Below are 12,293 nucleotides of genomic sequence, written 5' to 3' on the forward strand. Positions count from 1 at the left end.
CGGTACTTCACCGGACTCATTGCACCTAATGATAGCTTGATACGCTTCTCGTTATACCAGCGTATGTATCTGTCCAGAAAGCAGATAAATTTTTCCAGCGTTATACCTGCCCAGTTTCTTCCATAGAACATTTCATTTTTGACCCGCCCGAAGAAGCCTTCACACGCCGCATTATCCGACGAGCATCCTTTGCGCGACATGGACCTTATAAGTCCGGATGTGTTGATACGATCAAGCCAACCCGGCCATCGATAATGGCCACCGCGGTCGCTGTGTATCACCGGTTTGTCATTTGCGCTGAGCGTGCTGATCGCATCATCAAGCATGGTATTCACCAGCGTTGCATCCGGGCGTGTTCCTATCGACCAGCTCACTACCTGGCCATCAAAGCAGTCAATAACCGGCGACAGATACACTTTTCCAGCCGGAAGCTGGAACTCGGTGATATCGGTCAGCCACTTTTCATTTGGGCTGCAGGAACTAAAATCCCGGGTGAGCAGATTTTCCGGTGCCGGGCCGATTTCTCCACAGTAAGAGTTGTATCGTCGTCGCCTGGTGCGCTTAACAACGAGCTGTTCTTCTGCCATCAGTCTGCGGACAACCTTCTCAGAAATAAACCGGTTGTTAATACGAAGCATCGCATGAAGACGTCGATAGCCATAGCAGCAGTAGTTTTCCTCAAAGATCTCCGCCATGATCACGCGTATTTCCGCATACTTATCACTCAAGCGCTGGCTGGCTTTGTGGTAAAAATAGCAGCTGCGGGCAAGTTGCAGAACGCCAAGCAACTCAGCAACGGGATACTTTTTCTTAAGGGCATCAACGATCTGGGTTTTCTCCCTGTTCTTCAGGGTCAGAAAGCTGATGCCCAGGTCTTTTTTTATCAGTTCATTCGCTTTTGTCAGTATGTCCCGTTCGAGCTGCAGCTGATGAACCTGCTGTCTGAGACGCTGGATTTCATCGAGCAAAGCATCCTGGTTTTTATCTTTAAGGGCAGCTTTTCGTTTGCGCATGGATTGATAAGCCTCGTCACTGATAAGGTCTTTCTTCCATTTGTACAGGACTGGAACGCTGACGCCTATGTTTTGTGCAACCTTAAGCGCGGTTCCACGTCTGCTGCAGAGCTCTCTGACGGCCTGATCTCTCTCTTCCGGGCTGAAGCATTTGTTTGTGCCTGAGCGAATAACCAGAGGACGGCTGTTCGGGTAAAATTCCCGAATCCAGGATTTGAGAACCTCGTTGCTGGGGTAACCAATGGCGCGACGAGTGAACGACAGGCATCCACCGTGTGTAAGATAATGCTCGACAGCAGCAATTTTCTGCGCACGTGAATAGCGTTCCCTTGGCTTTAAATCTCTGGGTAAATCGCCCTTCTGTTCATAAATCCGCACCCAACGGCTCAACTGTTTTGTGGAAGGATATCCCAGCTCTCTGACAACCGCAGAGGTCTTTTTACCGTACCGGTAATAAAGTTCGACGGCCCGGATACGATCCTCGTATGAATGCATAAATTAACTCCTGAAGGTCCAGGAATTCGTCCGCACCCCACTCTGACCAAATAGACATGTCCGCGCTACAGTCTCGCCACCGCGATCGCTGCTTTCAAAGGATGAGACTCATGACGGCATACGGAACGGAGTTTTTCTCGATGAACGATGTAAACCGACTCAGGATCCTGCAGGACGTTATCGACCGGCGTCTTACCACGCGTCTTGCAGCAACCCGACTTGAGATCTCTGACAGGCACTGCCGCCGGCTACTCGAGCGCTATCGTGAACACGGACCGCTATCGCGGGTTAACCGCCGACGTGGTCAGCCTAGTAACCGACAGTTGATGCCTGGCCTCGCTGAGCGTGCGCTGCGCATCATTCGCGAACGTTACGCCGACTTTGGCCCGACATTGGCCTGCGAGAAGCTTGCTGAGATTCATGACCTTTATCTTGCTAAAGAGACTGTACGTAAGCTTATGACCCGGGATGGTTTATGGATCCCTCGTAAGTTACGGCCACCTCGTGTGCATCAGCCACGCCCACGTCGGGCCTGCACCGGCGAACTCATCCAGATTGATGGCAGTGAACATCGCTGGTTCGAGGACCGTGGTCCGGCCTGCACGCTGCTCGTTTACGTTGATGATGCAACAAGTCGGTTGATGCAGCTTCTGTTCGTCAGTTCGGAGTCCACGTTCACCTATTTTGAAGCCACCCGGGGATATCTGGAGCGCTACGGTAAGCCTCTGGCATTCTACAGCGACAAAGCCAGCGTCTTCAGGATCAACAACAAGCAGGCCACCGGCGGAGATGGCCAGACTCAGTTTGGTCGTGCCATGAACGAGCTGAATATCACTGGTATCTGTGCCAACACCAGTTCAGCCAAGGGGCGTGTTGAACGGGCTCATCTGACATTACAGGACCGCCTGGTCAAGGAACTGCGGCTCCGCGGTATCAGCACACCTGAGGCTGCAAACGCCTTTGCTGATGAGTTCATGGAAGATTACAACCGTCGGTTTGCAAAGCCGCCACGTCACGATTTTGACGTACATCGCCAGCTGGATAATGGCGAAAACCTGCAGGCGACATTCACCTGGCGCGAGCAGCGTAAGGTCTCGAAAAACCTGACATTACAGTATGATAAAAAGCTTTATCTGCTTGAAGATAATGAAGAAAACCGGCGTTTTCAGGGGAAGTACATCGAGGTATGGCAATACCCGGATGGTGACATTGAGCTCCGGGCCAGCGGCACTTCCCTGCCCTTTACCACTTACGACCGACTGGGAGAACTGGACCAGGGCGCCATCATCGACAACAAGCGTCTGGGACGTGCCCTGGAAATGATAAAGCTGGTTCAGGACAAACGGGACAACACCCGCTCACAGGCCCTGCCATCACTGGACGGCCAGACCTCACGCAGAAAGAAACAACCCGGCAAGAAATCACAACGAAGTCTGGACCATAACGACATGCTGGAAGCCCTGCAGCAACTTCAGACCCGGAGTAAAGACATCTTCGGCAAAGGCTGAAACATAACCTACATGCGGACATTTCAATTTAGATTGATGTTCAGGATAAACGCGATAACAACCGTTCACAGGCGATCCCTGCCGGTGATGGCTCTTTGCGGCGGCGCAGAAAACCAACAGAGAAATAATCGCAGCGCTCACTGAACGGCGACGACATGTTAGATGCGTTGAAGACATTGCAGTCACGTTCTGAGAAAAGTTCCAATGTTTAACGAGCGATTAAAAAATATATTAAATCATTATTCTCTCATTTCTCTGTTGCAATACTGACCTCCCAGGGCCTGTGTAATTCTGTCACCAAATAGTATCGTCAGACTACGATCATAGTAAATGGTTTCACCAGTGATAGATTCATGCTTTAATATTATCCCATAGCCATATCTTTCAAGCATATTCATACCCACCCTTGCCAAATTGTAAGAATAATTTATTCCCCAAATGGAACCATTTCTTCCTTCAAAAAACTCCGCTCTGTAATATCTTTTTAGAAATTCATAGTGTGCGTCTTCACTAAACATACCCCCTCCCGCTACAGAATTTACATAACAGTTTTTTATAATAAAAAGATGAAATGCATAAATATATATCCCGTTTTTCCTCTGCCGCCCACCATTCACAGATAGAGGATATAATCTTATATTATTTATTGTATGCTTAAATCATTTGATGACTATAGTTTCATATATTTTCATCATGTTAGCACCCATGATGTATGTTTATTTTTTCTGAAGCATACCAATAATCAAACCCCGTTCAACATAACAACATAAAATAATTTATAACAAATTTAGTTGAAACTTAATATATGAAATAGTGACTTTCCATAAGCAGATCATTAGTTTATAGGGCATCCTAACGATGCAGGCTCCTCCTGGCAAAACTGTCGATGATGAGATTTTTTTTGCGGTATATTCCACTTATTTTGGTGGTATTCAGTTTATGCAAAACAATACCGACAAAAGACTGAACCGTTTTTTTGGAGATCAGCAGGCTACGGGAAATTTCATCTATCGAATAACCATTTAAAATCATATTGATAACATGTGTTTCTCTTTTGGTAAATGACAACTTGTCCCTCTTCAGATTGATCCCCATTTTTTTAAACGCCTGCCTCATCATGAGATATTCATTACCGCTTAATTCAGTGTCAATGCATACCGCTTCACGCCCTGTCCCGCTCATTCCTGACGCCGGTTTTAATAAAAAGATAAGATTGACCGGTGAAATGTGTAGGTACTTGAGACGTTCGACATCGCCGGTGTTCAGCTCTGACTCCACAATCACCACATCGCTGTTGCTGAAGGCAATATCGCTGACCCGTGAAAACACAACCCTGTTGACGGAGAGGCTGTTGTCGCTGAACATACATTTCAGACCTACAAGCATGAAATTATTATTGGTAATAACATAGATATTCATATAGTCCCCGCAGCAATACCTTTTGCGAAGCGTCCCGTTCCTTATGTTCTGACAAAGTGGTGCCTGTATTGGTGTCGCCGGGTAACTATGACGTACTCCGGCTCAGCGGAGTACGTCAACTGCTCTACTGGTGCGCCGCTAGCACGCTATTCACGATTTCCACCGCTTCTTTCTCGATCTGCTTGCGATGTGCTTCCCCGAGGAAGCTCTCGCAGTAGATCTTGTAAGCGTCTTCCGTACCTGACGGTCGGGCGGCGAACCAGCCGTTGTCGGTCATCACTTTCAGGCCACCAATCGATGCGCCGTTGCCCGGCGCGGCGGTCAGACGCGCAGTGATCGGGTCACCCGCCAGCTGACTGGCCCTGACCATTTCCGGCGACAGCTTCGACAGCACCGCTTTCTGTGCGGAAGTGGCCGAAGCCTGCAGCCGGTTATAGCTCGGCGCGCCGAAGCGGGCGGCCAGTTCGTCGTAGTGCTCCTGCGGGTTTTTACCGGTGACGGCGGTGATTTCCGCCGCCAGCAGGCACATGATGATCCCGTCTTTGTCGGTCGACCACGGCGTTCCGTCAAAACGCAGGAGTTAGCGGCAGCCAGCCAGCGGCGCGGCGTGACGCCGTTAGTCACGTTGGTGAAGCGGCGCGGAAAGATTCTGGCGAAATCGGCAAACAGCGACTCCACCATCAGCCGGGAGTGCAGTTCCGACACGCCGTTCACCTTGTGACTGACCACCACCGCCAGCCAGGCCATCCGTACGCGACGGTCGTTGGATTCATCGATAATCGAGGTCCGGCTCAGCAACGCAATATCATCGGGATAGTGCTCCTGCATGGTTTTCAGAAAATAGTCATTAATCTCGAAAATAATCTGCAAATGGCGCGGCAGGATTTTCCCCAGCATCTCGACCGGCCAGGTCTCCAGCGCCTCGCTCATCAGGGTATGGTTGGTGTAGGAGAAGACCTGACAGGTCACCCCGAAAGCGTCATCCCAGCTGAAGCGGTGTTCGTCAATCAGCAGACGCATCAGCTCCGGGATCGACAGCACCGGATGGGTGTCGTTGAGGTGGATAGCAATTTTATCTGCCAGGTTGTCATAGGTTTGATACAACTGGTAATGGCGAAAAAGAATATCCTGCACCGTCGCCGAAACGAGGAAATATTCCTGACGCAGGCGCAGCTCGCGCCCGGAGTAGGTCGAGTCGTCCGGATACAGTACCCGGGAGACGTTTTCGGAATGGTTTTTATCTTCTACCGCCGCGAAGTAATCTCCCTGATTAAATTTACCGAGGTTAATCTCGCTGCTGGCCTGGGCGCTCCACAAGCGCAGGGTGTTGGTGGCATCGGTTTCATAACCCGGGATAATCTGATCGTAGGCCACCGCGATGATCTCTTCGGTTTCCAGCCAGCGCGAGTTTTTCCCCTCATGCTGAATGCGCCCGCCAAAGCGCACGGTATAGCGGGTTTTATGGCGCTCGAATTCCCAGGGGTTACCGTACTCCAGCCAGTAGTCCGGTGACTCCATCTGCCGGCCGTCGATGATGTTTTGCTTGAACATGCCGTAGTCGTAGCGGATGCCGTAACCGCGTCCTGGCAGCCCCAGCGTGGCCAGGGAGTCGAGAAAACAGGCTGCCAGACGACCGAGACCGCCGTTGCCCAGGCCCGGGTCATTCTCTTCGTCAATCAGCTCTTCCAGATCCAGACCCATCCCGGCCAGCGCTGTTTTCACATCCTCATAGATGCCCAGCGACAGTAAGGCATTCGAGAGGGTACGGCCGATGAGAAACTCCATCGACAGATAATATACCTGGCGCGCCTGCTGCGAGATCCGCGCCCGATGCGCCCGCAACCAGCGCTCAACCAGCCGATCGCGCACGGCGAACAGCGTAGCATTGAGCCATTCATGCTTATTGGCAAGTGAAGGGTCTTTACCGAGAATAAACATGAGCTTATAAGCGATAGCATGCTGCAGCGCTTCTTCATTCAGCCTGGGTGAAATATAACTTATGCGTGGTTCCATTTTTCTTATCCGTAGCAATTAAATAATACGCTGATACAACAGGTGGAAAGACTTTGCGGCACTTTGCCAGCTAAAATCCATGCTCATCGCCTGCCGCTGCACGTAACGCCACAGCGAGGGACGCGACCACAGGACACTGGCCCGGTGGATAGCATGTAATAACGATTCCGTCTCGCTGTCGGTAAACACAAATCCGGTCGCGAGCCCGTCAACAAGGTTTTCGAGCGAACAGTCGGCGACGGTATCCGCCAGTCCGCCGGTACGGCGAACCAGCGGTAATGTGCCGTAGCGCAGACCATAAAGCTGGGTCAGACCGCAGGGTTCAAAACGGCTGGGCACCAGGATGACGTCGGCGCCGCCAATCATCTGATGCGACAGCGCCTCGTCGTAGCCGATCCGGATACTCACCTGCCCGGGGTATTGCGCCTCGGCGGTCAGAAAACGGGCCTGCAAATCCGGGTCCCCGGATCCCAGCAGCGCCAGCTGCCCTCCCTTAGATATAATTCCCGGCAGCGCGCCAAACAGAAGATCCAGCCCCTTCTGGCTGGTCAGCCGGCTCACAACGGTGAACAGCAGCGCCCGATCGTCCGCCTTCAGCCCCAGCGACGTCTGCAGCTGCTGCTTGTTCTTCGCTTTCTCCGCCAGTGAATTCTGGTCGTAAGGCGCTGCCAGCAGCGGATCGCGGCGCGGATCCCAGATATTTTTGTCAACCCCGTTCAGGATCCCCGACAGTCGCCCTTCCCGCTGACGTTGCCGCAGCAGCTCTTCCAGACCAAACGCGTACTGTGGTTCGGTAATTTCACGGGCATATGTCGGGCTGACGGTGGTGATATGGTCAGCGAAATAGAGACCCGCCTTAAGGAAGGAGATTTGCCCATTAAACTCCACCCCGTGCATCTGGAAGAACGACCACGGTAACGCGATCTCCGCCATATGCCGGGCCTGAAACAACCCCTGATAGGCAATGTTGTGCACCGTAAACACCGATTTGGCCGGGTTGCCGCGGGTGGCCAGATAAGCCGGGGTGAGACCCGCGTGCCAGTCATGGGCGTGGACGATTTCAGGACGCCAGAACGGGTCAAGACCACCGGCAAGCTCGGCCCCGACCCAGCTCAGCAACGCGAAACGCAGGACGTTATCAGGATAATCCTGCATCTGCTGGTTATGATAAGGATTACCCGTCCGGTCATAGAGATGCGGGGCATCAATCAGATAGATGCCCACACCGTTAAAATGGCCAAACAGCAGCGTCATCCGCCCGGCGAATGTCTCCCTGCTGGCCACCACCTGCGGATCCTGAACCCCGTTGCGGATCGCCGGAAACCCAGGCAGCAGCACGCGGGTATCCAGCCCCTCGGCAATTTGCGCCGCCGGGAGCGCGCCGGTGACGTCGGCCAGTCCGCCCGTTTTTAACAGCGGGAACATCTCTGCTCCTACATGTAAAACTTGCATGTATGCTCCTTATTATTCAGCCACAGAGACGACCCGCGACAGGGCAATATTTTCTCTGCCGCCGGACACGCTTTTTCCGCAAATGGGCTCATACCTCAAGTTTGTCCAGCATTTCTTTGGTAACCAGAACGATGCCTTCTTCCGAACGATAAAAGCGTCGCGCATCCTCAACGGCATTTTCGCCAATCACCGTCCCCTCCGGAATAACGCATCCCCGGTCGATCACGCAGCGTCTTATCCTGCAGGAGCGACCGACCCAGACGCCCGGTAATAAAACCGACGAATCAATATTACAGAACGAGTTAATCCGAACTCTGGAAAATAGAACCGACTGCACCACCACCGAGCCAGAAATAATACAGCCGCCGGAGACCAGAGAATTCATGGTCATGCCATGACTGCCGGAACGGTCCTGAACAAATTTGGCGCTGGGCAGCGATTCGACATAGGTACGGATAGGCCAGTTACGGTCATAAACGTCCAGCTCTGGCACTACTGAGGCTAAATCCAGATTCGCTTTCCAGTACGCCTCCAGGGTTCCGACATCGCGCCAGTATGGCTCGGCATTATTATCCGACTGAACGCAGGAGCGCGGGAACGGATGCGCATACGCTTCACCTGCCGCCGTTATCCTGGGAATAATATCTTTGCCAAAATCATGGGTGGAGTGTTCATCCCGATCGTCGTCTTCCAGCAGCTGGTAGAGATATTCCGCATCAAACACATAAATGCCCATACTGGCAAGCGAGCGGGTTTCATCGCCAGGAATGGTGGGCGGATTAGCCGGTTTTTCAACAAATTCAATGATTTTGTCATTCTCATCCACGGCCATGACGCCAAAAGCGCTTGCCTCTTCAACCGGGACCGGCAGGCAGGCCACGGTACAGCGCGCCCCTTTTTCAACGTGATCGAGCAGCATCCGCGAATAATCTTGTTTATAGATATGGTCCCCGGCCAGAATAACGACATATTCCGCATCATAGCGGCGGATAATATCCAGATTCTGGGTCACGGCATCCGCCGTCCCCCGATACCAGTTCTCACCATGCACCCGCTGCTGCGCCGGTAATAAATCCACGAACTCATTCATTTCTTCGTTAAAGAATGCCCAGCCGCGTTGAATATGCTGCACCAGTGAATGGGACTGATATTGTGTAATGACCCCGATACGTCTTATTCCGGAGTTAATACAATTCGATAAAGCAAAATCAATAATTCTGAATTTACCGCCGAAATGCACCGCAGGTTTTGCGCGAATAGTGGTCAGGTCTTTTAATCGTGTGCCACGTCCGCCGGCGAGGATCAGGGCCACGGATTTAAGCGGTAACTGGCGCGACAGCATTAAGTTGTCAGTATATTCAAGTTTACTCATAATAATGTCCTGCCATTAAATAAAAGCCATAAAAGAAAATAATGAAGAAAAAGCCTCACTCTTCTGCAAAATAATTCAGAAGTGATCACCTCCGGTAATAAGTCAGCTGCAATAAATCAGCTGCGCGTTTTATTGCCCTGCAGATTCCCGTACCAGCCAGATTGTCGCCAGCGGCGGCAGAGTCACCGACAGCGAATGCTCCCGACCGTGGCTGGCGATCGCCTCGCTTGCCACGCAGCCGCCGTTGCCGGTGTTGCTCCCGTGGTAGTGCATCGAGTCGGTGTTCAGCTCTTCACGCCAGCGCCCCGGCTGGTTAATCCCGAAGCGATAGCCGTGACGCGGTACTGGCGTGAAGTTGCTCGCCACGATTATCTCGTTCCCGGCTTTATCGCGACGGACAAAGATAAACACCGACCGTTCGTGGTCATCCACAACAAGCCATTCAAAGCCGTAGGGGTCAAAATCCAGTTCGTGCAGTGCCTTATGGTGGCGATAGGTATGGTTCAGATCGCGCACCAGACGCTGCACCCCGTGATGCCAGTTGTCGCCCCCTTCCAGCAGATGCCAGTCGAGGCTGGCGTCGTGGTTCCACTCCCGCCCCTGGGCAAACTCGTTGCCCATAAACAGCAGCTTTTTACCGGGGAAGGCAAACAGCCAGCCGTAGTAGGCGCGCAGGTTGGCGAACTTCTGCCAGGCATCGCCAGGCATCCGGTCAAGAATCGATTTTTTGCCGTGAACCACTTCATCGTGTGACAGCGGCAACACGAAGTTTTCGGTGTAGTTGTAGAGCATCCCGAAGGTCATCTTGTCGTGATGATAACGACGATAGATGGGATCGAGCTGCATATAGTCGAGGGTGTCATGCATCCAGCCGAGGTTCCATTTGAACCAGAAGCCAAGACCGCCCGTAGAAGACGGTCGTGTAACCCCGGCGAAGTCGGTGGACTCCTCCGCCATCGTGACCGCTCCCGGCGTCTGCTCACCGAGCACACGGTTGGTATTGCGCAGAAATTCAATCGCTTCGAGGTTTTCCCGGCCGCCGTACTCATTGGGCACCCACTCCCCCTCTTTGCGGCTGTAGTCGCGGTAGATCATTGACGCAACCGCATCCACGCGCAGGGCGTCGATCCCGAAGCGTTCAATCCAGTACAGCGCGTTCCCGACCAGAAAGTTGCTGACTTCACGGCGACCGTAGTTGTAGATCAGCGTATTCCAGTCCTGGTGATAACCTTCTCGCGGGTCGCTGTGTTCATACAACGCGGTGCCGTCGAACGATGCCAGCGCAAAGTCATCCGACGGGAAGTGGCCCGGCACCCAGTCGAGGATCACGTTCAGACCCGCGGCATGGGCAGCATTCAGGAAGTAGCGGAAGTCTTCACGGGTACCAAAACGGCGGGTCGGCGCGTACAGCCCGGTGGGCTGATAGCCCCAGCTGCCGTCGAACGGATGTTCGTTTACCGGCAGCAGCTCCAGATGGGTGAAGCCCATCCACTTCGCGTAAGGCACCAGCTGGTCCGCCAGCTCGCGGTAGCTGAGCCAGAAATGGTTATCGGCGTGGCGGCGCCACGAGCCAAGGTGCACTTCATAAATCGAAATCGGTGCATCAAACTGGTTGGCCTGCTGACGGGACTGTGGCTGTTCGACCTTTTCCGGCATGCCGCAGATAAGCGACGCGCTTTCCGGGCGCATCTGTGCCTCAAAGGCATACGGGTCGGATTTCACCCGCAGGTGGCCGTGGGCGTCAATCAGCTCGAACTTATACAGCTGGCCGTTATGCGCGCCGGGGACAAACAGCTCCCAGATGCCGGACTCTTTGCGCAGACGCATCGGGTGGCGGCGGCCGTCCCAGTAGTTGAACTGTCCGACCACCGACACACGACGGGCGTTCGGCGCCCAGACGGAAAAACGCGTCCCGGTGACGCCGTCCATGGTGTCGGCATGGGCTCCCAGCGTCTCGTAGGGCCGCAGATGAGTCCCTTCAGCGAGCAGCCAGGCATCAAGCTCCTGCAGCAGCGGGCCAAAGCGATAGGGGTCGTCAATCAGGTTTTGCTGACCGTGCCAGGTGACGGCCAGCTGGTAACGAAAAGGATTTTTCCGGCGCGGCAGAACGCCGCTAAAGAACCCGCGTGTGTCGAGGCATTCGAGTTTACCGACTTTGCGCCCGGTTTTCGGTTCAATCACCCATACATCGGTGGCATCGGGTAATAATGCGCGCACTTCCAGACCCGCATCGGTTGAGTGCATGCCAAGCACGGAAAATGGATCGGAACAATGACCTGCGAGAAGTGCGGAGATCGCACTTTTTTCATTATAATCAGACATGGCAGTCACCCTACTATCATCCTGCGGAAAGAATTAAAACGCCTCTTCCTGCTTTATTGATCCGGTAATATTCCGCTGCATGCTACGCATCGAAATATCAACACGTTATTCCAGAGCCTTAAGACATGTCGGTTGTCCACAAATAGAGAGTGATTAACCTCCTGAGAAGTGAGTTAAATGCGCTGTACGACTTCTGTATTATCTGTCTTCAGAATAATTACTCCTGATTTTCTTTCTGTGAGTAAACACTCATTTCTATATTAATGGGGAAACTAATTTTTATTTCGTCACGAATGATGAGTTTCCTTCTGCTGAATTCGTCAGATCGTATATAAAAAAAGGCTTTGTTGAATAAATCGAACTTTTGCTGAGTTGAAGGGCTTTGTTAATGGAATGGTCGCCTCCCATCTCTTGTGCCACAGTGGGACGATAAATCGTCACTCATTGAACGGAGCGCTGCTATCATGAACGTTAAAACTATTGGAATCGATTTGGCAAAAAACGTTTTCCAGATCCATGGGGTTGACGAGCACGGAAAACGGTTGTTCAACAAACAACTCAGACGGGCACAAATGGCCTCCTTTTTTGCCAACATCCCACCCTGTTTGATCGGCATGGAGGCCTGTGCATCTGCTCATTTCTGGGCCAATAAACTGATATCGATGGGCCATAATGTCAAACTGATGGCCCCTCAGTTCG

At 52.6% G+C, this 12,293-nt stretch carries 7 protein-coding genes and 4 pseudogenes; 3 read left to right on the forward strand and 8 right to left on the reverse strand.

All coding sequences use genetic code 11. From position 1 onward, the window contains the following. Positions 1-1,508, reverse strand: a 1,508-nt coding sequence (locus tag HMPREF1144_RS14575) for an IS3 family transposase (RefSeq protein WP_009653208.1), incomplete at its 3' end; no start/stop codon positions are given. A 110-nt stretch (positions 1,509-1,618) separates the two neighbouring features. Here HMPREF1144_RS14575 and HMPREF1144_RS14580 point away from each other — a divergent pair. Both HMPREF1144_RS14580 and HMPREF1144_RS33020 read left to right on the forward strand, forming a co-directional pair. Then, a complete protein-coding gene (locus HMPREF1144_RS14580) occupies positions 1,619-3,016 on the forward strand; it encodes an ISNCY family transposase (RefSeq protein WP_009653207.1) in 1,398 nt (465 codons plus the stop codon). A 38-nt stretch (positions 3,017-3,054) separates the two neighbouring features. Beyond that, positions 3,055-3,228 (forward strand): annotated as a pseudogene (locus HMPREF1144_RS33020) (ISNCY family transposase); the annotation flags it as partial. Between the two features lie 27 nt (positions 3,229-3,255). Here the strand turns inward: HMPREF1144_RS33020 and HMPREF1144_RS14585 are convergent. The 7 genes and pseudogenes from HMPREF1144_RS14585 to glgB form a co-directional block, all read right to left on the reverse strand. Beyond that, positions 3,256-3,534 carry a hypothetical protein gene (locus HMPREF1144_RS14585; protein WP_004197671.1) on the reverse strand — a complete coding sequence of 93 codons (279 nt, stop codon included), beginning with the start codon at positions 3,532-3,534 and terminating at the stop codon, positions 3,256-3,258. A gap of 334 nt (positions 3,535-3,868) precedes the next feature. Then, the gene (locus HMPREF1144_RS14590; protein ID WP_009653205.1) at positions 3,869-4,435 is read right to left on the reverse strand and encodes a LuxR C-terminal-related transcriptional regulator; all 567 of its coding nucleotides are present in this window, start codon (positions 4,433-4,435) and stop codon (positions 3,869-3,871) included. A gap of 124 nt (positions 4,436-4,559) precedes the next feature. Further along, positions 4,560-5,012: pseudogene (locus HMPREF1144_RS31575) on the reverse strand (phosphoglucomutase, alpha-D-glucose phosphate-specific); the annotation flags it as partial. Next, positions 4,964-6,448: pseudogene (glgP, locus tag HMPREF1144_RS14600) on the reverse strand (glycogen/starch/alpha-glucan family phosphorylase); the annotation flags it as partial. The pseudogenes HMPREF1144_RS31575 and glgP, both read right to left, overlap by 49 nt. 18 nt (positions 6,449-6,466) lie before the next feature. Continuing rightward, positions 6,467-7,900 carry a glycogen synthase GlgA gene (gene glgA, locus HMPREF1144_RS14605; protein WP_009653212.1) on the reverse strand — a complete coding sequence of 478 codons (1,434 nt, stop codon included), beginning with the start codon at positions 7,898-7,900 and terminating at the stop codon, positions 6,467-6,469. Between the two features lie 88 nt (positions 7,901-7,988). Next, positions 7,989-9,272, reverse strand: coding sequence for a glucose-1-phosphate adenylyltransferase (gene glgC / locus HMPREF1144_RS14610; RefSeq protein WP_004099051.1), 1,284 nt, complete (start codon positions 9,270-9,272; stop codon positions 7,989-7,991). A gap of 129 nt (positions 9,273-9,401) precedes the next feature. Beyond that, positions 9,402-11,594 (reverse strand): 1,4-alpha-glucan branching enzyme, encoded by a 2,193-nt coding sequence (gene glgB, locus HMPREF1144_RS14615; protein WP_004099052.1) that lies wholly within the window; start codon positions 11,592-11,594, stop codon positions 9,402-9,404. Between the two features lie 464 nt (positions 11,595-12,058). Here glgB and HMPREF1144_RS14620 point away from each other — a divergent pair. Beyond that, positions 12,059-12,293, forward strand: a pseudogene (locus HMPREF1144_RS14620) (IS110 family transposase); the annotation flags it as partial.

This window comes from Klebsiella sp. OBRC7 (assembly GCF_000293135.1).
Classification (GTDB): Bacteria; Pseudomonadota; Gammaproteobacteria; order Enterobacterales; family Enterobacteriaceae; genus Klebsiella; species Klebsiella michiganensis.

Excerpts from the sequence above, each read along its gene's own strand:
- HMPREF1144_RS14580 (WP_009653207.1), top strand. The coding sequence starts at position 1,619 with ATGACGGCATACGGAACGGAGTTTTTCTCGATGAACGATGTAAACCGA.
- HMPREF1144_RS14585 (WP_004197671.1), bottom strand. The coding sequence starts at position 3,534 with ATGTTTAGTGAAGACGCACACTATGAATTTCTAAAAAGATATTACAGA.
- HMPREF1144_RS14590 (WP_009653205.1), bottom strand. The coding sequence starts at position 4,435 with ATGAATATCTATGTTATTACCAATAATAATTTCATGCTTGTAGGTCTG.
- glgA (WP_009653212.1), bottom strand. The coding sequence starts at position 7,900 with ATGCAAGTTTTACATGTAGGAGCAGAGATGTTCCCGCTGTTAAAAACG.
- glgC (WP_004099051.1), bottom strand. The coding sequence starts at position 9,272 with ATGAGTAAACTTGAATATACTGACAACTTAATGCTGTCGCGCCAGTTA.
- glgB (WP_004099052.1), bottom strand. The coding sequence starts at position 11,594 with ATGTCTGATTATAATGAAAAAAGTGCGATCTCCGCACTTCTCGCAGGT.